We start from the raw sequence: 20,229 nt of genomic DNA on the forward strand, positions 1-20,229 counted from the left end.
TCAGAAGTCGTAGAAGAAGGTCATCCAGGTGCTGTCGGCCTCTTCGCTGGAGGCAATTGTCCGCTCGATGTAGACCGACAGGCGCTTAGTGATCGTCGTCCCGGCGCCGAGATAAACGTGGTTAACCTGGTAGTTCTCGTCGCTTTTCAGGCGCAGCGTATCCGCCGCCACGTAGGGCTGAATGGCCTTCAGGAACGGCTTATCAATATTGAAGGTATAGCCGCCGAAGGCCTCCAGGCCGTAGCCGCTGCCGGCAAAATAGCGATCCACGCTGCGTTCCCGGGTTGAGGGCACGAAGTCCTTATAGTAGCTGGCGGTACTGTTCAGATACCAGTTGCCCGGCTGCCAGGTCAGCGCCGTGCCCGACACCTGCTGCTGCGACTTTTTCTGCTCGGGATCGCGCTTGATGGTCGCTTCGGTATTGCTGAAGGCGGCGCCCCACACCAGCGTTGGCGTGATGGCGTAGTCAAAGCCGATACCCGCTCCGTGGTTGCGGCGGTAGTCGTAGCCGCTGCCGTCGTGGGCATCGTCCTCCGGCAGCAGGTAGTTGGCGTACAGCGTCACCGGCCCGAAGGTATTCTTATACATGATGCTGTTCTTCGGCCGGTTGGCGCCGTCGTAGTCGCCGTTGAAGCCGATAGCCGTAGCCCCCGCGTGGCCGTCGTTATCCCAGACGTCGCTCTTGATCCCGACAACCGAATAGTAGACCCCGTACTGGTGGCCGTAGGTCAGGGTGCCGTAGCGCGCATCCTTAATCCCCGCCCACAGCTTGCGCTGGCGGTCCCGGTCGCTGCCGGGCACATAGTTGCCGCGCATCCCCAGGGCGTGGGCGATATCGACGCCCCACTCGTACTGGGCAATAATCGACGTCCGGTCGCTGAGCGCATAATCGGTATTAAAACGAAAGCGCGTTCCACCGTCGTGGCCGCGGCTGTCGGACTTATTTGGATTAGGGCCGTTGGTCCAGATCCACTCCGGACGAATACTGCCACCGACGCTGACGCTAAGCGGTGCTAACAGTCTGTCACCCTGTTTGTCTTTATCGAGAATGGTTATTTCGGCGTGAGCCAGGCCTGGGGCGATAGCGGAAAATAATCCGCTGCCGATTGCCGCTAAATAAGCGTATCGCATTGTTTCCCTCGTGATGTATGTGTTTTGCTATTGTTTTTTATGGTTTTTTAATAAGTGTGTTCAATCTGATAAAAAGTAATAATTAAAGTGCTTAAAAGCAATACCTGTCGAATATATGGCTGCAGGCTTGATATCCCGAGAGTAATGTTAATTAGCGTTTTTATTAAATAATTAAATGTAAATATTTGTATATCAACATATTTCATAGGATATTCCTTTTTGTCTAAATATGAACATAAAATAATCATATTAAACAAGTCCGCTCCTCCCCCTGGCTCCTCCCCCTTGGCGGTGAAAAATGATGAGCCATCCCCGGGCGCGCTGTGGCATGGTGACGGAAACTTTGCGGGGGAGCATTACCATGTTGAAAGTCTGGCACCTTCCGGCTGCGCCATTCGTCAGGCAGCAGGATGACAATCTCATCATTACGCTGTGGGTAAAGAGCGAGGCGCCGCCTGCGCGCGTGACGCTGCGGGCGGAGCGGGATAACGAAGAGATCTCCCTGGCGATGCGCCGCCTGCGGGCCGCGCCTGCGCCGGGCGTCCGGGCCTGGCGGGCGGAGATCGCTCTGGACGGCGGCCAGCCGCGCCGCCGCTATGCCTTTAAGCTGCTGTGGCAGGACCGCCAGCGCTGGTTTACGCCTCAGGGCCTCTGCGACTTTCCGCCCGCCCGACTGGAGCAGTTCGCGGTCGATGCCCCCGACGGCGGGCCCGCGTGGGTGGCGGACCAGATCTTTTACCAGATCTTTCCCGACCGCTTTGCCCGCAGCGCCCGCCGCGCGCCGGAGCAGGACAGTATTTACCACCATCACGCCGCCGGTCGCGATATCGTGCGCAAAGGCTGGGACGAACCGCTGACCGCCGAGGCGGGCGGTTCGACCTTTTACGGCGGCGATCTCGACGGCATCTGTGAGAAACTGCCGTATCTCAAAAAGCTCGGCGTCACCGCGCTGTACCTCAATCCGGTATTCGTCGCCCCCAGCGTGCACAAGTACGACACCGAAGACTACCGCCGCGTCGATCCGCAGTTCGGCGGCGACGCCGCGCTGCTGCGCCTGCGCCAGGCCACCCGGCAGCTGGACATGCGCCTGATCCTCGACGGGGTGTTCAACCACAGCGGCGACTCCCACGCCTGGTTCGACAGGCACCGGCGCGGAGAGGGCGGCGCCTGCCATAATCCGGACTCCCGCTGGCGGACGTGGTACAGCTTCTCGCCCGAGGGGCAGGCGCTGGACTGGCTCGGCTATGCCAGCCTGCCGAAGCTCGACTTCCGCGCCGGTGCGCTGGTGGACGAGATCTACCGCGGCGAGCAGAGCATCGTGCGCCACTGGCTGAAGGCGCCGTGGAGCATGGACGGCTGGCGGCTGGACGTGGTGCACATGCTCGGCGAGGAGGGCGGGGCGAAGAACAATTTACAGCACGTGGGCGGCATGACCCGCGCGGCGAAGGAGACGCAGCCGGAGGCCTATATCCTCGGTGAGCACTTCGGCGACGCCCGCCAGTGGCTGCAGGCGGACGCGGAGGATGCGGCGATGAACTATCGCGGCTTTACCTTCCCGCTGTGGGGCTTCCTCGCCAATACCGATATTTCATACGATCCGCAGCGCATTGATGCGCAAACCTGCGCGGCGTGGATGGACAACTACCGCGCCGGGCTCTCCCACCAGCAGCAGCTGAGGATGTTTAACCAGCTCGACAGCCACGACACCGCGCGCTTTAAAACCCTGCTGGGCAAAGACGTTGCCCGGCTGCCTCTGGCGGTGGTGTGGCTGTTCTGCTGGCCGGGCGTGCCCTGCATTTATTATGGCGACGAAGTGGGACTCGACGGCGCCAACGATCCCTTCTGCCGCAAGCCCTTTCCGTGGCGCGAAGAGCTGCAGGATAGGGCGCTCCTCGCGCTGTACCGGCAGATGGCGGCGCTGCGCAAGCGCAGCCAGGCCCTGAGGCGCGGCGGCTGTCAGGTTATCTACGCCGAAGATAACGTAGTGGTCTTTGTGCGGGGGCTGGGGCAGCAGCGCGTGCTGGTGGCCATCAACCGCAGCGAGGCCTGCGAAGCGGTGCTGGAGGATACGGTGCTGCTGAATGTGGCGCGCTGGACGCGGAAAGTGGGGAGCGCGACGCTGCAGGATAACGTCCTGACACTGCCCGGCGTTTCTGCGTCCGTGTGGTTTGGCCGCTAGCGGTAGAGGTCGCAGGAGGCGTGGCTGCTGAGCAGCGCTTCGCGCCACCAGCGCAGCGCCAGGCCCTCGTGATTATCGCGCCAGGCCATGTAGGCAACATCTTTCTCGCGGCATGACGAGACGGCTTTTTCTACCAGCTCGCCGCGGCTGAGCCACTGCCGGGCAATGTGGCGCGGCAGAAAGCCGCAGGCCAGCCCGGCGCGCAGCAGGGCGACCTTGGCGTGAAAGTTATCGACCACCATCTGCGGCTGTTCTTCCAGCAGGTTGCTGTTGATGGGCGGACAGCTGCGGGCGCTGTCTTTAATGACCACGCCGCGGTGCCGGCAGATCTGCTCATTGCTCAGCGGCCCCTGCGCGGCCGCCAGCGGATGCCCGGGCGCCACCACAAAGATATTGTCCAGGGTTCCCAGCATTTTATAGGACCACGCCGCCGAGGTTGGCGGGGTATCAATGGCGCCCAGGACAATATCGGCGCCGCAGTGGGTCAGCGCCTCCCAGGCGCCCGCCAGCGTATGGTGGCTGAAGTTGAGCCGGGTAGGGGTATTGAGTTCGTGGAACCGGCCGACGGCGGGCAGCAGCGTTTCGAAAGGAAAGGCGGCATCCAGCACGATGGTCAGCTCTTTTTCCCAGCCCGCCTGGACCTGCTCGGCCTGCTTTTCCAGGTCCCGGGCGGCGCTCAGCAGCAGCCGCCCCTTTTTCAGCACCATGCGCCCGGTTTCGGTAAATTTTGCCCGATGCCCGGAGCGGTCGAGAATGACGATATTCAGATCGCTCTCCAGCTTCTGGATCATATAGCTCAGCGCCGCGGGTGTTTTAAAAAGCGATGCTGCTGCGGTCGCAAAGGATCCGTGTTTTTCCAGCGCATCGAGGATCTGGAGCGCTTCAAGATTTAATCGCACAGGCATAATACCCCGTTGAGTTGTGTGCGTACGTTGTACCGAAAGGCACCGACGGCGAACAGCGAAATAATTAGAACGCCACGGTGCAAGATTTTGACTGACTTATTTCACCGCGATCGGTAAGCATTTCTGAAGGTAAATTTCTTAAATGAGTTATTAGAAATAACCGCCTATCTTTAACGGATATCTCCCTTCACTATGCGGGCCATCAATGGCAGCACGTTGCTGCTTATTTAACCAACCCTGAAGGTGCGATATGGCTATCCGCGAACTGCTTGACCCCTCCAACTCAGCGCTCATTTTTATCGATCATCAGCCGCAAATGGCATTCGGCGTGGCGAACATCGATCGTCAGACGTTGAAAAACAACACCGTCGCCCTGGCGAAAGCGGGCAAAATTTTCTCGGTGCCGGTGATCTATACCTCCGTGGAAACCAGGAGCTTCAGCGGCTACATCTGGCCCGAGCTGCTGGCCGTGCATCCGGACGTTACGCCGATTGAACGCACCTCGATGAACTCCTGGGAAGATGCGGCCTTCGTCAAGGCCGTGAAAGCGACCGGGCGTAAGAAACTGATCATCTCCGCGTTGTGGACCGAAGTCTGCCTGACTTTCCCGGCGCTGATGGCCCTCGACGAAGGTTTTGAGGTGTATGTGGTAACGGATACCTCCGGCGGCACGTCGGCAGATGCCCACGAGCGCGCCGTTGAGCGCATGGTGCAGGCGGGTGCGGTGCCGGTGACCTGGCAGCAGGTGCTGCTGGAGTACCAGCGCGACTGGGCCCGCAAAGAAACCTATGACGCGGTGATGGATCTGGTGCGCGAGCACAGCGGCGCATACGGCATTGGCGTGGACTACGCCTATACTATGGTTCACGGTGCCCCTGCGCGCAAAGCATAACCCCCGGCGGCGTCGTCCCCCCGACGCCGCCCCAAGGAGCCCCTGAGATGGCGCAGCAAAAACATGTAACGCTGGTGATTTCCCACGTGCTCAGGCCTGAGGACGGTGATATTTACGAGGCCTGGCTTAGCAGGATCATGCCGGTTGCTGCGGCCTCTCCGGGTCATCTCGGCGCCAGCGTCATCCGCCCGGTTCACGGCCAGGGCAACTGGAATGTGATTATTCGCTTTGATTCCCTGGAGCATCTGTACGGCTGGATGCAGTCTGAGGTCCGCAAGCAGCTGATGGTGGAAATCACGCCGCTGCTCAGCGAAGGTGACAGAACCGAGGTCCACACGGAGTCCGCCTTCTGGTTCACGCCTGCGGAGCCGCACGTTCGCCAGCCCGCGCGCTGGAAGCAGTTTCTGATAACGCTGATGGTTATCTTTCCCAGCACCAACCTTGTCCCGGCGGTCACGGGCGCGCTGCTGCCGATGCTGAAGGGAAGCCTGCTGCTGCATCTGATCAATGATGCCTGCGTGGTAGCGCTGGTGGTCTGGCTCTGGATGCCAATAGTTACCCAAATTTTCGCGGGCTGGCTGAAAAAAGCCTGACCCTCTCCTGTCGAGGAGTTCCTATGTCTCAACATGCCACACTGATCCTGACCCACGGTGATATTCACACGCTGGATAAGCAAAATCCGCTCGCCCAGGCCGTTGCCGTTGCCGACGGTAAGATCCTGGCTGCGGGCAGTCACGATGACGTTATGCGCTACGCCGCTGAAGGTACGCAGATTATTGATTTAAAAGGGCACACGGTCATCCCGGGACTCAACGACTCCCACCTGCACCTGATCCGCGGCGGCCTGAACTACAACCTCGAACTGCGCTGGGAGGGCGTGCCCTCCCTGGCCGATGCCCTGAGAATGCTGAAGGCCCAGGCCGACCGCACGCCGTCGCCGCAGTGGGTGCGGGTGGTGGGCGGCTGGAGCGAGTTTCAGTTCGCCGAGCGCAGAATGCCGACCGTTGAGGAGCTGAACGAGGCGGCGCCGGATACGCCGGTGTTTGTTCTGCACCTCTACGATCGCGCCCTGCTGAACCGCGCGGCGCTGAAGGCGGTAGGTTATACCAAAGAGACCCCCGATCCCGCCGGCGGCGAGATCGTTCGCGACAAGTTCGGCAACCCGACCGGGATGCTGATCGCCAAACCTAACGCCATGATCCTCTACGCTACTCTGGCGAAAGGGCCGAAGCTGCCCCTGGAGATGCAGGTCAACTCGACCCGGCAGTTTATGCGCGAGCTCAATCGCCTGGGGCTGACCAGCGCTATCGACGCGGGCGGCGGCTTCCAGAACTATCCCGACGACTACGAAGTGGTGGAGAGGCTGCACGCCAGCGGCCAGATGACCGTGCGCATCGCCTATAACCTCTTTACCCAGCGCCCGGCCCACGAGCTGGAGGATTTCGAGCGCTGGACCGACATGCTCAAGCCGGGGCAGGGTACCGACTTCTACCGCGCCAACGGCGCCGGAGAGATGCTGGTCTTCTCGGCGGCGGACTTTGAAGATTTTCTGCAGCCGCGCCCGGACCTGCCGGAAGGCATGGAGGATGAGCTGGAGCGCGTCGTGCGCCACCTGGTGGAGCACCGCTGGCCGTTCCGCCTGCACGCCACCTACAATGAATCAATTAGCCGGATGCTGGACGTCTTCGAGAAGGTGAACCGCGATATTCCCTTTAACGGCCTGCACTGGTTCTTTGACCACGCGGAGACCATCACCGAGCGCAACATTGAGCGCGTCAAGGCGCTGGGCGGCGGGATCGCGGTGCAGCACCGGATGGCGTTTCAGGGAGAATACTTTGTTGACCGCTACGGCAAAGAGGCCGTCAAGCACACGCCGCCGGTGGCGAAAATGCTGGAGATGGAGCTTCCGGTAGGGCTGGGCACCGACGCCACCCGCGTCGCCAGCTACAACCCGTGGACCGCGCTCTACTGGCTGGTTTCCGGGCGCACCGTGGGCGGTATGGCGATGTATGACGACAGCAACCGCCTGCCGCGCGATGTCGCCCTGGAGCTGTGGACGGCGGGCAGCGCCTGGTTCTCCAGCGAGCAGGGCAAGAAAGGCCGCCTGGCCGCCGGACAGCTCGCTGACCTGGTCGTACTGTCGAAAGACTACTTCCGCGTGGCGGAAGAGGAGATCAAGGGCATTGAGTCGGTGCTGACGGTGGTTGACGGCAAAGTGGTCTACGCGGCCGGACACTTCACGCCTTTCGCCCCGCCGGCGATCCCCGTGCTGCCGGACTGGTCTCCGGTGGTGAAGGTGCCCGGCCACTACCGCGCAGCGCCGCCGGCCGCAGCGAAAGTCGGTGCGATGGTGCAGATGCACCAGTGCTGCGGCAGCTGCGGCGTGCACGGTCATCAGCATGATATTGCGCGCAAATCGTCGATTCCCGTCTCCGACGAACAGGCCTTCTGGGGCGTGCTGGGCTGCTCCTGCTTCGCCTTCTGATGCCGGGTTAATCCTATGGTTGAAATTTAAACCATAGGATTTTCATCTACTTTGGCACGCCGCGTCCGCCTTCCTTTGATCCAGGGCAGGGCAAAAGTATGATGATTTTATAAAATCATCATACTTTATTCTTACGGACGGCTATTTTGTTCACACTCCGCAGTACGCTATTCGCCCTGCTGGCCTGCGCCCCGTTTCTGGCGCAGGCCGCAGCAGCCGGCGATGAAATCACTACCGCATGGCCGGTTAACGTCGGCCCCCTCAATCCCCACCTCTATACGCCAAACCAGATGTTCGCCCAGAGCATGGTTTATGAGCCGCTGGTCAAGTACCGGCAGGACGGTTCGGTAGCGCCGTGGCTGGCGAAAAGCTGGACCCATTCCGCCGAGGGTAAAACCTGGCTATTTACGCTCCGCGACGATGTCACCTTCTCCAACGGCGAGCCCTTCAACGCCGAAGCTGCGGTGGAGAACTTCCGCGCCGTGCTGGACAACCGCCAGCGCCACGCCTGGCTTGAGCTGACCAATCAGATAGTCAGCGTCACCGCGCCCGGCCCGTATCAGCTGCAGGTGGTGCTGAAAAGCGCCTACTATCCGTTCCTGCAGGAGCTGGCGCTGCCGCGCCCGTTCCGCTTTATCGCCCCGTCGCAGTTTAAGGACGGCGGAACGATGCGCGGTATTAAGGCGCCGATCGGTACCGGGCCGTGGGTGCTGAAAAGCAGCCGGCTGAACCAGGACGACGTGCTGGTGCGCAACGAGCGCTACTGGGGCGATAAGCCGGCTATCCGGCAGATAACCATCAAGGTTATTCCGGACCCGACCACCCGGGCGGTGGCCTTTGAGACCGGCGAACTGGATTTGCTCTACGGCAACGAAGGCCTGCTGCCGCTGGATACCTTCGAGCGCTTCAGCCACAATCCGGCGCTGCACACCGAACTGTCGCGCCCGGTGGAAACCGTGATGCTGGCCCTGAACACCGGCAAGGCGCCCACCGATGAGCTGGCGGTGCGCGAGGCGCTGAACTACGCCGTGGATAAAAAATCGCTGATTGATAACGTGCTCTACGGCACCCAGCAGGTGGCCGATACCCTGTTTGCGCCGTCGGTGCCCTACGCCGACATTGGCCTTGAAGCGCGCGGCTACGATCCCGCCCGCGCCGCCGCCCTGCTGGAGAAGGCGGGCTGGACGCTGCCCGCCGGGAAGGCCATTCGCGAGAAGAACGGCCAGCCGCTGCGGGTGGCGCTGTCGTTTATCGGCACCGACGCCCTGAGCAAGTCGATGGCGGAGGTGATTCAGGCCGACGCGCGCAGGGTTGGCGTCGACGTTGCCCTGCAGGGCGAGGAGGAGAGCAGCATCTATGCCCGCCAGCGCGACGGCCGCTTCGGCATGATCTTCAGCCGCACCTGGGGCGCGCCCTACGATCCGCACGCTTTTATGAGTTCGATGCGCGTGCCGTCGCACGCCGATTTTCAGGCCCAGCAGGGGCTGGCGGATAAGCCGCTCATCGACAAAGAGATTGGCGAGGTGTTGACTACCGTTGACGTTACCCGCCGCCGGGCGCTGTATCGCGATATCCTTACCCGCCTGCACCGCGAGGCGGTCTACCTGCCGATAAGCTACGTCTCGACGATGGCGGTAGCGACGCCGCGGCTGGGGCGCATTCCGTTCGCGCCGATAGCCTCGGATATTCCTTTTGAACAGATTGTACCGGTAACCCCCTGATGCTGACCTACGCTCTGCGGCGCGTGCTGCTGCTGGTGCCGATGGTGCTGGCCGCGTCGCTGATAATCTTCCTGCTGCTGCGCCTCGGCACCGGCGATCCGGCCCTCGACTACCTGCGGCTCTCGAACCTGCCGCCGACATCGGAGATGATTGCCTCCACCCGGACCCTGCTCGGCCTCGACAGGCCGCTGGCGGTGCAGTATGGGCACTGGCTGTGGCGCGCCCTGCACCTGGATTTCGGCATCTCGTTTGCCACTCAGCGGCCGGTGCTCGACGACATTCTCAGCTTCCTGCCCGCCACGCTGCTGCTGGCGGGCAGCGCGCTGGTGCTGATCCTGGTCACCTCGGTGCCGCTCGGCGTTTGGGCCGCCCGCCACCGCGACCGCCTGCCGGACTTTATCGTGCGGCTGATTGCTTTTCTCGGCGTCTCGATGCCCAACTTCTGGCTCGCCTTTCTGCTGGTGATGTGCTTTTCGGTGTGGCTGCAGTGGCTGCCGGCGATGGGCTACGGCACCTTTGCCCACCTGATCCTGCCCGCGGTGTCGATCGCCTTTATGTCGCTGGCCATCAATGCCCGCCTGCTGCGCGCCAGTATGCTGGAGGTGGCCGGGCAGCGCCACGTCACCTGGGCGCGGCTGCGCGGCCTGAGCGCCCGGCAGGTCGAACGTCGCCACATTTTACGCAACGCCTCCCTGCCGGTGGTGACGGCAATCGGCATGCACGTCGGGGAGCTGATTGGCGGCACGATGATTATCGAAAATATCTTCGCCTGGCCCGGCGTCGGGCGCTACGCGGTATCGGCGATCTTCAACCGCGACTATCCGGTGATTCAGTGCTTTACGCTGATCATGGTGGTGGTCTTCGCGCTCTGTAACCTGCTGGTGGATCTGGTTAACGCGGCCCTCGATCCGCGCATCCGCCGCCATGAAGAGGTGTCGCTATGAGCTTCTTTCTGAGCTGCCGCTGGCCGGTGCGGCTGGCGATGGTCATCCTGGCGCTGCTGCTGCTGATCGCGTTGACCAGCCGCTGGTGGCTGCCCTGGGATCCGCTGGCGGTCGATCTCGCCGCGCGCCTGCAGCCGCCCGGCGCGCGGCACTGGCTGGGCACCGATCATCTGGGGCGGGATATCTTCTCCCGCCTGCTGGCGGCCACCTCGGTGTCGCTTGGCTCGGTGATGCTCTGCCTGCTGCTGGTGCTGACCCTCGGGCTTTTGATCGGCGGCAGCGCCGGGCTGCTCGGCGGCCGCGTCGATCGGGCCACCATGCGGCTGGCGGACATCTTTATGACGTTTCCCACCTCGGTACTGTCGTTCTTTATGGTCGGGGTGCTCGGCACCGGGCTGACCAACGTCATTATCGCTATCGCGCTCTCCCACTGGGCGTGGTACGCGCGGATGGTGCGCAGCCTGGTGATCTCCCTGCGCCAGCGGGAGTTTATTCACGCCGCCCGTCTCAGCGGCGCCAGCCACCTGCGGGTCTTTACCGACCACCTGGCCGGCGCCGCCGTGCCGCCGCTGCTGGTGCTGGCGACGCTCGATATCGGCCACATGATGCTGCACGTCGCCGGGATGTCGTTCCTCGGCCTCGGCGTCACCGCGCCGACCCCGGAGTGGGGCGTGATGATAAGCGACGCCCGGCAGCTGATCTGGACCCAGCCGCTGCAGATGCTGTGGCCGGGGCTGGCGCTGTTTATCAGCGTCATGGCCTTTAACCTGATCGGCGACGCCCTGCGCGATCGCCTCGATCCCCACCTGATTGCGGAGCACGCCCACTGATGATCCGGCAGATAGCACTGGACAACATTATTCTGGAGGCCGGGCGCCCGCTGGTGCACGGCGTGTCGCTGACCCTGAGGCGCGGCCGGACGCTGGCGCTGGTGGGCGGCAGCGGCAGCGGCAAGTCGCTGACCTGCGCCGCGCTGACCGGCACGCTGCCCGCCGGGGTTCGCCAGACCGGCGGCCAGATCCTGGCCGACGGCGCGGCAGCCAGCCCGCAGCGTCTTCGCGGGACGGCGATAGCGACCATTATGCAGAACCCGCGCAGCGCCTTTAATCCGCTGCTGACCATGGCCGCCCACCTGCGGGAAACCTGCCGGGCGCTGGGGCGACCGGCGGATGACGCTACCTTACGGCACGCGCTGGCGGCGGTCGGGCTGGAGCAGGCCGGCCGGGTGCTGAAGTGCTACCCATTCGAGATGAGCGGCGGCATGCTGCAGCGGGTGATGATTGCCGTTGCCCTGCTGGCGGAGGCGCCCTTTATGATTGCCGATGAGCCGACCACCGATCTGGACGCGGTGGCGCAGGCGCGGATCCTCGACCTGCTGGACGCCATTATGCACAGGCAGCGCCCCGGCCTGCTGCTGGTGACCCACGATATGGGCGTGGTCGCCCGGCTGGCGGACGATGTGGCGGTGATGCACGAAGGCCGCATCGTCGAACAGCGCGACGTCGCGGCGCTGTTTCGCACGCCGCAGCATCCGGTAACGCGCAGCCTGATTGCCGCCCATCTGGCGCTCTACGGCGAGGAGCTCAGCCTGTGAACCTGCTCAGCGTGACCGGCGTCTCCCATCATTACGCGCAGCATGCGGTGCTGCAGGACATCTCGCTGCAGCTCAATCCCGGCGAGACGGCGGCGCTGCTGGGGCGCAGCGGCTGCGGGAAAAGTACGCTTGCGCGCCTGCTGGTGGGGCTTGAAACGCCTGCCGAAGGCCGCGTGAGCTGGCGCGGCGAGGCGATCTCCGGCCTCTGTCGGGCGAAGAAAAAGGCCTTTCGCCGCGATATTCAGATGGTATTTCAGGACGCCGCCAGCGCCGTCAACGGCCGCAGGACCGTGCTGGCGATCCTGCGCGAGCCGATGCGCCACCTGCTGTCGCTGACGAAAGCGCAGCAGGTGGCCCGCGCCGCAGAGATGCTGCGGGCCGTCGAACTGGACGAGGACGTGCTGGACAAGCTGCCCGCGCAGCTCAGCGGCGGGCAGCTGCAGCGGGTCTGCCTGGCGCGGGCGCTGGTGGTTGAGCCGTCGCTGCTGATCCTCGACGAGGCGGTATCGAATCTCGATCTGGTACTGCAGGCCGGCGTTATGCGGCTGCTGGCCCGGCTCCAGCAGCAGTTCGGCACCGCCTGCCTGTTTATCACCCACGACTTAAGGCTGGTGGAGCGCTTCTGCCAGCGGGTGATGGTGATGGAGGAGGGCAGGCTGGTCGAAACCTGCGATATCCGCGGACCGCTGCAGTTTTCCTCGGCGGCCGGTCGTGTGCTACAACAGGCGGTACTTCCCGCGTATCCCGCGCCCCGGCGCGGCAGAGAATAGGATCTGACATGCAGCGCATTACCATCACCCTTGATGATGATTTACTCGATGCCCTCGACCAACTGAGCCAGCGCCGGGGCTACCACAACCGCTCGGAGGCGATCCGCGATACGCTGCGCGACGCCCTCGCCCTGGAAACGGCGCAGGCGCAGGAGAGCGAAGGGTTTGCCGTGCTCTCCTACGTCTACGAGCATGAAAAGCGCGATCTGGCGAGCCGCATCGTGGCGACCCAGCACCACCATCACGACCTGTCGGTCTCCACCCTGCACGTACACATCAATCGCGACGACTGCCTGGAGGTCGCCGTGCTGAAGGGCAACATGCACGAGATCCGCCACTTCGCCGACGGCGTTACCGCCCAGCGCGGCGTGCGGCACGGCCACCTGCAGTGTCTGCCGCTTTAGGAGAAGAGTACGTAAAAGTCATACCGCAATTGCTTCAATTTGTGTCAATCTGTTTAACGTATCGTTAATACAGGTGAACACATGGATGAGCTGCTGGTCTTTGGCTGCATAGTTCTTTTCCTGGCGCTGGTGGTAGTGCCGATCCTTGCCATCGTGGCAATTAACCGCACCGCATCGCTGCGCGACGAGTTGGCGCGGCTGCGCCTGCGGCTTGAGGCGCTTGAGGCGCGGGCGGTGCAGCCTGAACCGGCCGTCGCCGCACCTGCGCCGGAGGTGACGAAGGTTGAGCCGCCGCCGCTAGCGGCTCCGGTACAGCAGCCTCTCGCCGTGGACAACGGCTGGCGCCCGCGTCCGGCCAAAACTAAAACCGCCCGCAAACCCGCGGCCACTTCGGAGCCATCCGCTTTCGGCGGCGTTATCTCCTCGCTGGTGCGCTGGTTTATGCAGGGCAATCCGCTGGCGAAGCTCGGCATTCTGCTGCTGTTCCTCGGTCTCTCTTTCCTGCTGCGCTATAGCGTCGAGCACGCCCTGCTGCCGCTGGAGCTGAGGCTGGCCGCCGCCGGCATCGCGGCCATAGTGCTGCTCGCCGTGGGCTGGCGGCTGCGCCACCGCCAGCGGGTGTACGCCCTGATCCTGCAGGGCGGCGCTACCGGCGTACTCTACCTGACGGTGTTCGGCGCCTTCCGGCTGTGGCAGATGCTGCCGCCGGGCCTCGCTTTTGCGCTGCTGGTGGCTATCTGCGCGGCCAGCGTCGGGCTGGCGGTGCTGCAAAAGGCGCTCAGCCTGGCAATGCTGGCGAGCCTCGGCGGCTATCTGGCGCCGCTGCTGCTCGCCACCGGCGGCGGCAGCCACGTGGCGCTGTTCTCCTTTTATCTGCTGCTCTCCGTCGGCATCCTCGCCGTCAGCGCCCGCCAGCACTGGCGCGAACTGAATCTGCTCGGCCTGGTGTTCACCTTCGGCGTTGGCGCCCTGTGGGGACTCGACGACTACCGGCCGGAGTACTATCTCAGCTGCCAGCTGTTTCTGGTCGCCAACATCATCCTGTTCGGCGTCCTCAGCGTGGCGCTGTCGCTGCGGGCGCAGGAGAAAGGCAGGCGCATCGTGGACGGCGTGCTGCTCTTTGCCCCGCCGCTGGCGGGCTTCGCCATGCAGTATGCGATAACCCGCGATATGCCCTGGGGACCGGCGCTCAGCGCGCTGGGCTACGGCGCCTTCTATATCGCGCTTGCCTGGCTGGCATTGCGGCGCTTCCCCTCCCTTGGCCGCACGGCGATGCTGGCGAGCCTGGCGCTGGGCGGCGCCTTTACCACGCTTGCTATTCCGCTGGCGCTCTCCGCCCGCTGGACGGCGATGGCCTGGGCCGTGGAGGGGCTGGGCGTGCTCTGGCTCGGCGTGCAGCAGCAGCAGCGGCGGATGCGCTACAGCGGCACGGCGCTCCTGCTGCTGGCGGTGGCCGGCGGCGGCTGGGCGTACAGCGATGCCGCAGATCCTTTGACCCAGCTGATGGTTTCTGCCGTGCTCAGCCTGTGCTGGCTGGCCGCCGGGCGGCTGTGGCGCGGCGATGCGCTGCCGCTGAGCCTGCCGCTGCTGTGCGGCGGGATCGTGTTCTGGCTGGCGGCGCTGCACGGCGCGGCGCTGCTGTTAGCGGGCGATAATCGCCATACGCCGTTTGTCGTCCTGGGTCTGCTGGCGCTGTCGGCGTGGAGCTGGCGCTACGCCGCCCGCCGGCTGGCGTGGCCGGAAGTGGGCCACGCGGCTTGGCTGCTGTGGCCCGCGATGGCGCTGGTGCTGCTGATGCAGATTGCCGATGGCCGCCTGTTTGCCGCCGGGCTGGATAACCTGGCCTGGTGCGCGGCGCTGCCCTCCGCGCTGCTGCTGCTGCGCCGGGAGAGCGGCGGACTGGCCCGGCGGGCGGAGCAGGGCCTGCACCTGACGCTGTTCTGGCTGATCCTGCTGGCGCTGGGCGCGGAGCTGTGGTGGTTCGTGGCCGCCCTGCCGTGGGGCATGGAGGCCTGGCGCAGCGGGCTGGTGATGGCCGCCGGCGCAGCGGCTATCGGCGCGACCTCGCTGTTCTGCGCGCGCGGCCTGTGGCCCTTCAGCCGCTGGCCCGCGCTGTACAACGCGATCGGCGTCGCGCCGGTGGTGCCGGTGCTGGCGCTGATGCTGCTGTTTGCCAACCTCGAAGAGGGGGCGACGGCGGGCTGGGGCTATCTGCCGCTGGTCAATCCGCTGGAGGAGGGCGCCGGCTTTGCGCTGCTGGCGCTGTGGTACTTCTTCGGCCGCGCGCTGCCGCGGGTCGGACTGCGGCTTCGCCCGTGTCGGCCGCTGGCGCTGGGCGGGCTGCTGTTCTGGTGGCTTAACGGCATGCTGATGCGCGCGCTGGCCTGGTACGGCGATATTGTCTGGAGCGCGCAGGCGCTGTGGCACTCCCGGCTGGTGCAGACCAGCTTCGCGCTGTTCTGGATGCTGGCGGCCCTGGCCCTGATGCTGCGGGCGACGAAGGCCGCATCGCGGCGGCAGTGGTTTGCCGGCGCGGCGCTGCTCGGCGCGGTTATTGTCAAGCTAATGCTGGTGGACAGCGCCGGGGGCGGCGGCCTGGCGCGGGCGGTGGCCTTTATCGGCGTCGCGGTACTGGTTCTGATTATTGGTTATTTTTCGCCGCTGCCGCCGAAAGAGACTCCGGCAGCGCAACCGGGAGAAGAGAAATGAGAGGGATGAAAGGGGCGCTGCTGGCGCTGGTATGTATCGCATCAGCGACGTTCGGCGGCGAGCTAAGGGCGGAATCAATCCAGGATTACGCTTTTGGCGAGACGCTGGATGCGCCAGGGCATTCTCCCTGGTATCGCCTGGCGCTGCCGGAGGCGGTTTACCGGCAGGCAACTTCAGGTGATTTGCGCGATGTACGGGTATTCGATCGCCAGGGGGAGAGTGTCCCGTTCAGTCTTGAACTGCGTAAGGTTACGCCGCCGGTTAATGCGCCGGTGGCGCTGCGGATCTTCCCGATGGATATATCGCCCGTTCCCGGTGCGGTAATGGACGATGGCTGGACGGGGCGCCTGCTGCTGCAGTCGAAAAACGGCGTTGAGATCCGCCTTGAAGGAGAGATGGTGGACGGTCTGGGCAGCAGTTATCTGCTGGCCCTTCCCGAGTCGCTGGCGGAGATGACGGATATCAGGCAGCTACAGTTTACCTGGGAGAAGCCGCAGAGCAGCTGGCAGGGACGCGTATCGATATGGGCTATCAATAATCCTGAACGTTCTCAGACCTGGTATTCGCTAAAAGAGGATGTTCCGCTGATGGACCTGAGAAGCGGAGACGATCGTCTTAAAATTGACAGGATTCAGCTGAATGCGACGCTGTCCCGGGACGGGACGCGCTATCTGCTGCTTAACGTCAAAGGAAAAGCCCCCCGCTTAACCGGCGTGTCCGCCGTGCCCGGCGAGGAGGAGGCGCGGGTCGCGCCGGTGAGTATTACGCCTGACGCCCGGCGCGTTTCCGATAAAGAGGCGATCTGGTCATGGGCGCGGCCTCAGCCATTGACCGCTTTGCAGATTGCGTTGGCTGAGGAGGGGACGTTGCCGGTTATCGTTGCGTGGCGACCGGATGCGGACGCCGCGTGGCAGACGCTGACAAGAACGCTGATATATCAGCTTAACGGACAGGCTTCCGGCACCATTGCGATGTCAGGGCAGCGGGTGCAGGCGATCCGCATGGTGCCGATAAGCGCCCGCTTGCCTGCGGTCCTGCCAAAGGTGCTGGGCCTGCGCGATGGCTATCAGCTGATATTCAATGCCCAGGGTAAAGGGCCGTATATTCTGGCGTGGGGCAACGGCGCCGCCCGCCCGGCGTCGCTGCCGCTGGACGAGCTGATCCCCGAGTCGCTGCGTCAATCTCACGACATCGAGGCTCTGCCCGAGGCCGCGCCGGTGGCGCCGGTTACCCTCGGCGGCGAAGCGCGGCTGGGTGCAACCTCAGAAGAGGCGCAGCGCAGCCGGTGGCAAACCCTGCTGGTTTGGGCCATATTGATTACTGGCGTTCTGGCGCTGGCGGGGATGGCCTGGCGGCTGTGGCGCGAAGCGAAGAGTGGAGCGTCGTCACATTAAGTCGCGCTAAAACCGGAGTTCAGCAAAATTTATGATCTTTATCACCTGAATATGAGCGCTACGCGATAAGGTTTAAGAAAACGGTAAGAAATGACAGGCACAATAGATAACAAGATTCAGTAAATCCAAGAAAGATTCTTGCGAGAGGAGATGCCGCATGACCACGTATACGACCTTTTCACTTGAGAGCAACGAGCTTTTGCTGGCGATTTCTGAAGATGCTGCACATCAACTGCGCCAGCTGGCGGATAGCCAGATTGAGAACGACGCGTTTTCAATCACCTCATCCTACGGTGATGGTGTCCAGATTAAGACCACCCAAGCTATCACCGAGGTGGCAAGCAGCGCCTCAGTCGCGATTGAAACCCTGCTCGATGAGCTGCGCAAAACGCAGGAGCAGGTGATTCGCCAGGCGGCGCGTCTGCAGGAGATGGATTACCTGCTGTCGCTCAAAAGCGGGCCTGAGTATCTGAAGGTAGGCTGAAAAAAGAAACCCCACGCGGTCGTGGGGTTTTGTCTTTTCTGCGGCGAATAGCGCGCTGATTACAGCTTAGACGCGTTATCGGTCAGATACTTAGCAACGCCGTCCGGAGAGGCATTCATGCCTTCCTGACCTTTTTCCCACTGGGCCGGGCAGACTTCGCCGTGCTCTTCGGTAAACTGCAGGGCGTCAACCATGCGCAGCATCTCATCGATGTTGCGGCCCAGCGCCAGATCGTTAACCACCTGGTGGCGCACGATGCCGTTGGCGTCAATCAGGAAAGAGCCGCGCAGGGCAACGCCCTCATCCGGGTGCTCAATACCGTATGCCTTCTGAATTTCGCGCTTAACGTCGGCGACCATGGCGTATTTCACCGGGCCGATACCGCCTTTTTCCACCGGGGTGTTGCGCCACGCGTTGTGGACAAACTCAGAGTCGAAGGAGACGCCGACCACTTCTACGCCGCGCTTCTGAAACTCTTCATAGCGGTGATCGAAAGCGATAAGTTCGGACGGGCAGACGAAGGTGAAGTCCATCGGCCAGAAGAAGATGACGGCAGGTTTACCGCTGGTGTGCTGTTTGAAGTTGAATTTTTCAACGATTTCGCCGCTGCCGAGTACGGCTGCCGCTGTGAAATCCGGGGCCGGACGAGTGACCAGAACCATGAGGTTCTCCTCTGAATAGGATCAGTGAATGGAGCGCAATGCGGACCAGTTTAGGTAGAGGCAGAGGATAACACCAAAAGGGTCTGACAATCTGATAATTAATATTAAAGGTTTTACCTATCGATTTTTATCACTGTAGCTCTATCAGATTAGCCAAAACGCCAAACCGCGCAAGTTTTTTACAGTTCCTGGGCCTGTGCCCGGGCCATCATCTGCGGATAGAACTGCCAGAAGAGCTCCTCAAGCGCCGGATAGTGGCTGTCCAGATCCTGCCACGAGTCGCGCAGGGAGCCGAGGCGCGGGCGGCGATTGGCCATACCGCCCAGCACGCGCCGGATAAAATCCATCTCCCGGTAGCGCTCCAGCCAGCGCTCCGGCCACAGGTGATCGTTGAGTTCCTGAAAACCCGCCGGCGAGGCCGGCAGGATCGGCGCGACCTGCCGGCGGGCGTAGCCGACGAAATCGGCCAGCGGCTGGTCGGGGGAGAGCGTCTGCCAGTGGCGGGAGAGAAAGTGGTCCCACATCACGTCGAGGGTTATCGGGGCGACGCGGCGGGTCTCGGGCCGGAACCAGCCGAGGGCGGTCCTGACCTGCGGCAGCTTATCAGTCATCACGTCAACGCGGCGGTGCATATGGATGCCGGAGACCACCTCGGGCGCGTAGTGCTCTTCCGGGTTACCGCGCACAAAGTCGGCCAGCAAATTGCCCGCCAGCGAGCTGTCGGCGAGGTGGGCCAGATGAAGATGGGCAAGGAAATTCATGCGTTTTGGGTTCCCGATACGGCTAGTTGTTGCAGCGAAGGGGCGTCAGCACTAGACTAAGCCGCCTGTTTTTACGTCACGAGTCTCTGCCATGCGCGTTGCCGATTTCTCTTTTGAACTACCCGAATCCCTGATAGCCCACTATCCGCAGCCGGAGCGCAGCAGCTGCCGCCTGCTGTCGCTGGACGGACCGACGGGCGCGCTGACGCACGGTACTTTCACCGATCTGCTCGATAAGCTCAACCCCGGCGACCTTCTGGTCTTTAATAATACCCGGGTGATCCCGGCCCGCCTGTTTGGCCGCAAAGCCAGCGGCGGCAAGATTGAAGTGCTGGTGGAGCGAATGCTCGACGACAAGCGCATTCTGGCCCACATCCGCGCCTCCAAAGCGCCGAAGCCGGGTGCCGAACTGCTGCTGGGCGACGATGAGAGCATTAACGCCACGATGGTGGCCCGCCACGACGCGCTGTTCGAAGTACAGTTTAACGACGAGCGCAGCGTGCTGGACATTCTCAACGCCATCGGCCACATGCCGCTGCCGCCGTACATCGACCGCCCGGATGAAGACGCTGACCGCGAGCTGTACCAGACCGTCTACAGCGAAAAGCCGGGCGCCGTGGCCGCGCCGACGGCGGGCCTTCACTTCGACGATCCGCTGCTGGCGCGCCTGCGCGAGAAAGGTATTGAGATGGCGTTCGTCACCCTGCACGTCGGGGCGGGCACTTTCCAGCCGGTGCGGGTGGACAGCATCGAAGATCATATTATGCATTCCGAATATGCCGAAGTGCCGCAGGAGGTGGTCGATGCGGTGCTGGCGGCGAAGGCGCGCGGCAACCGCGTGATTGCGGTGGGCACGACGTCCGTGCGCTCGCTGGAGAGCGCGGCGCAGGCGGCGAAAAACGCGCTGATTGCGCCGTTCTTTGGCGACACGCAGATCTTTATCTATCCGGGCTATAAATATCAGGTTATCGACTGCCTGGTGACCAACTTCCACCTGCCGGAATCGACGCTGATTATGCTGGTGTCGGCCTTTGCCGGCTATCAGCACACCATGAACGCCTATAAGTCTGCGGTAGAGCAAAAATATCGCTTTTTTAGCTACGGGGATGCCATGTTCATCACGTACAATCCGGCGGCAATTTGTGAGCGCGTCGGGGAGTAGGTCCGCGGCGCTGGTTTTTGACGTCAGACTGT

The 20,229-nt window shown here is 63.0% G+C and carries 18 protein-coding genes; 14 read left to right on the forward strand and 4 right to left on the reverse strand.

The features are described from left to right. Complete coding sequence (locus tag ENGE1_RS10345) at positions 1–1,131, reverse strand: porin (protein WP_043085699.1); 1,131 nt, start codon at positions 1,129–1,131, stop codon at positions 1–3. Positions 1,132–1,492: 361 nt separating this feature from the next. On the opposite strand from ENGE1_RS10345, the gene malZ reads away from it, so the two are divergent. Beyond that, positions 1,493–3,310 carry a maltodextrin glucosidase gene (gene malZ / locus ENGE1_RS10350; RefSeq protein ID WP_048253707.1) on the forward strand — a complete coding sequence of 606 codons (1,818 nt, stop codon included), beginning with the start codon at positions 1,493–1,495 and terminating at the stop codon, positions 3,308–3,310. On the opposite strand, the gene ENGE1_RS10355 is transcribed toward malZ, so the two are convergent. Next, positions 3,307–4,209, reverse strand: a complete 903-nt coding sequence (locus ENGE1_RS10355; RefSeq protein WP_048253764.1) for a LysR substrate-binding domain-containing protein — start codon at positions 4,207–4,209, stop codon at positions 3,307–3,309. The two genes, malZ and ENGE1_RS10355, sit on opposite strands and share 4 nt — an antisense overlap. 256 nt (positions 4,210–4,465) lie before the next feature. Between ENGE1_RS10355 and ENGE1_RS10360 the strand changes: the two genes are divergently transcribed. The 12 genes from ENGE1_RS10360 to ENGE1_RS10415 all read left to right on the forward strand — a co-directional run bounded on the left by ENGE1_RS10360 (position 4,466) and on the right by ENGE1_RS10415 (position 17,612). Then, on the forward strand, positions 4,466–5,107 hold the full coding sequence (locus tag ENGE1_RS10360; RefSeq protein ID WP_043085696.1) for a hydrolase: 642 nt from the start codon (positions 4,466–4,468) through the stop codon (positions 5,105–5,107). A 47-nt stretch (positions 5,108–5,154) separates the two neighbouring features. Further along, positions 5,155–5,700, forward strand: a complete 546-nt coding sequence (locus ENGE1_RS10365; RefSeq protein ID WP_048253706.1) for an antibiotic biosynthesis monooxygenase — start codon at positions 5,155–5,157, stop codon at positions 5,698–5,700. Between the two features lie 23 nt (positions 5,701–5,723). Then, positions 5,724–7,592: an amidohydrolase gene (locus ENGE1_RS10370; protein ID WP_048253705.1), complete on the forward strand. Its 1,869-nt coding sequence runs from the start codon at positions 5,724–5,726 to the stop codon at positions 7,590–7,592. Between the two features lie 143 nt (positions 7,593–7,735). After that, positions 7,736–9,313 carry a nickel ABC transporter substrate-binding protein gene (gene nikA / locus ENGE1_RS10375; protein ID WP_048253704.1) on the forward strand — a complete coding sequence of 526 codons (1,578 nt, stop codon included), beginning with the start codon at positions 7,736–7,738 and terminating at the stop codon, positions 9,311–9,313. After that, positions 9,313–10,257, forward strand: a complete 945-nt coding sequence (gene nikB / locus ENGE1_RS10380; protein WP_043085689.1) for a nickel ABC transporter permease subunit NikB — start codon at positions 9,313–9,315, stop codon at positions 10,255–10,257. The genes nikA and nikB overlap by 1 nt, the downstream gene beginning before the upstream one ends. Beyond that, positions 10,254–11,087, forward strand: a complete 834-nt coding sequence (gene nikC / locus ENGE1_RS10385) for a nickel ABC transporter permease subunit NikC (RefSeq protein WP_048253703.1) — start codon at positions 10,254–10,256, stop codon at positions 11,085–11,087. Before nikB ends, nikC begins: the two co-directional genes overlap by 4 nt. Continuing rightward, positions 11,087–11,851 (forward strand): nickel import ATP-binding protein NikD, encoded by a 765-nt coding sequence (nikD, locus tag ENGE1_RS10390; protein ID WP_048253702.1) that lies wholly within the window; start codon positions 11,087–11,089, stop codon positions 11,849–11,851. The genes nikC and nikD overlap by 1 nt, the downstream gene beginning before the upstream one ends. Continuing rightward, positions 11,848–12,621, forward strand: coding sequence for a nickel import ATP-binding protein NikE (gene nikE, locus ENGE1_RS10395; RefSeq protein ID WP_048253701.1), 774 nt, complete (start codon positions 11,848–11,850; stop codon positions 12,619–12,621). The genes nikD and nikE overlap by 4 nt, the downstream gene beginning before the upstream one ends. Before the next feature lie 8 nt (positions 12,622–12,629). After that, on the forward strand, positions 12,630–13,025 hold the full coding sequence (gene nikR, locus ENGE1_RS10400) for a nickel-responsive transcriptional regulator NikR (protein WP_048253700.1): 396 nt from the start codon (positions 12,630–12,632) through the stop codon (positions 13,023–13,025). Positions 13,026–13,106: 81 nt separating this feature from the next. Next, positions 13,107–15,734, forward strand: a complete 2,628-nt coding sequence (locus tag ENGE1_RS10405; protein WP_048273145.1) for a DUF2339 domain-containing protein — start codon at positions 13,107–13,109, stop codon at positions 15,732–15,734. Then, a complete protein-coding gene (locus ENGE1_RS10410; protein WP_048253698.1) occupies positions 15,731–17,128 on the forward strand; it encodes a DUF3999 family protein in 1,398 nt (465 codons plus the stop codon). Before ENGE1_RS10405 ends, ENGE1_RS10410 begins: the two co-directional genes overlap by 4 nt. Positions 17,129–17,285: 157 nt before the next feature. Next, entirely contained in the window at positions 17,286–17,612 is a 327-nt protein-coding gene (locus ENGE1_RS10415; protein WP_048253697.1) for a hypothetical protein, read from the forward strand. 59 nt (positions 17,613–17,671) lie between these two features. On the opposite strand, the gene ENGE1_RS10420 is transcribed toward ENGE1_RS10415, so the two are convergent. Both ENGE1_RS10420 and acpH read right to left on the reverse strand, forming a co-directional pair. Continuing rightward, entirely contained in the window at positions 17,672–18,274 is a 603-nt protein-coding gene (locus ENGE1_RS10420) for a peroxiredoxin C (RefSeq protein WP_043085677.1), read from the reverse strand. Between the two features lie 179 nt (positions 18,275–18,453). Beyond that, a complete protein-coding gene (gene acpH, locus ENGE1_RS10425; protein WP_048253696.1) occupies positions 18,454–19,035 on the reverse strand; it encodes an ACP phosphodiesterase in 582 nt (193 codons plus the stop codon). 91 nt (positions 19,036–19,126) lie between these two features. On the opposite strand from acpH, the gene queA reads away from it, so the two are divergent. Further along, complete coding sequence (gene queA / locus ENGE1_RS10430) at positions 19,127–20,197, forward strand: tRNA preQ1(34) S-adenosylmethionine ribosyltransferase-isomerase QueA (protein ID WP_043085673.1); 1,071 nt, start codon at positions 19,127–19,129, stop codon at positions 20,195–20,197. Positions 20,198–20,229 lie beyond the last annotated feature (32 nt).

This window comes from Pluralibacter gergoviae ATCC 33028 = NBRC 105706, assembly GCF_001598855.1.
Classification (GTDB): domain Bacteria; phylum Pseudomonadota; class Gammaproteobacteria; order Enterobacterales; family Enterobacteriaceae; genus Pluralibacter; species Pluralibacter gergoviae.

What these genes read in the sequence shown, in the direction of transcription:
- ENGE1_RS10360 (WP_043085696.1), top strand. Translation starts at nt 4,466, where the DNA reads ATGGCTATCCGCGAACTGCTTGACCCCTCCAACTCAGCGCTCATTTTT.
- queA (WP_043085673.1), top strand. Translation starts at nt 19,127, where the DNA reads ATGCGCGTTGCCGATTTCTCTTTTGAACTACCCGAATCCCTGATAGCC.
- ENGE1_RS10415 (WP_048253697.1), top strand. Translation starts at nt 17,286, where the DNA reads ATGACCACGTATACGACCTTTTCACTTGAGAGCAACGAGCTTTTGCTG.
- nikC (WP_048253703.1), top strand. Translation starts at nt 10,254, where the DNA reads ATGAGCTTCTTTCTGAGCTGCCGCTGGCCGGTGCGGCTGGCGATGGTC.
- acpH (WP_048253696.1), bottom strand. Translation starts at nt 19,035, where the DNA reads ATGAATTTCCTTGCCCATCTTCATCTGGCCCACCTCGCCGACAGCTCG.
- nikD (WP_048253702.1), top strand. Translation starts at nt 11,087, where the DNA reads ATGATCCGGCAGATAGCACTGGACAACATTATTCTGGAGGCCGGGCGC.
- ENGE1_RS10370 (WP_048253705.1), top strand. Translation starts at nt 5,724, where the DNA reads ATGTCTCAACATGCCACACTGATCCTGACCCACGGTGATATTCACACG.
- ENGE1_RS10420 (WP_043085677.1), bottom strand. Translation starts at nt 18,274, where the DNA reads ATGGTTCTGGTCACTCGTCCGGCCCCGGATTTCACAGCGGCAGCCGTA.
- ENGE1_RS10410 (WP_048253698.1), top strand. Translation starts at nt 15,731, where the DNA reads ATGAGAGGGATGAAAGGGGCGCTGCTGGCGCTGGTATGTATCGCATCA.
- ENGE1_RS10345 (WP_043085699.1), bottom strand. Translation starts at nt 1,131, where the DNA reads ATGCGATACGCTTATTTAGCGGCAATCGGCAGCGGATTATTTTCCGCT.
- nikR (WP_048253700.1), top strand. Translation starts at nt 12,630, where the DNA reads ATGCAGCGCATTACCATCACCCTTGATGATGATTTACTCGATGCCCTC.
- malZ (WP_048253707.1), top strand. Translation starts at nt 1,493, where the DNA reads ATGTTGAAAGTCTGGCACCTTCCGGCTGCGCCATTCGTCAGGCAGCAG.
- ENGE1_RS10365 (WP_048253706.1), top strand. Translation starts at nt 5,155, where the DNA reads ATGGCGCAGCAAAAACATGTAACGCTGGTGATTTCCCACGTGCTCAGG.
- nikB (WP_043085689.1), top strand. Translation starts at nt 9,313, where the DNA reads ATGCTGACCTACGCTCTGCGGCGCGTGCTGCTGCTGGTGCCGATGGTG.
- ENGE1_RS10405 (WP_048273145.1), top strand. Translation starts at nt 13,107, where the DNA reads ATGGATGAGCTGCTGGTCTTTGGCTGCATAGTTCTTTTCCTGGCGCTG.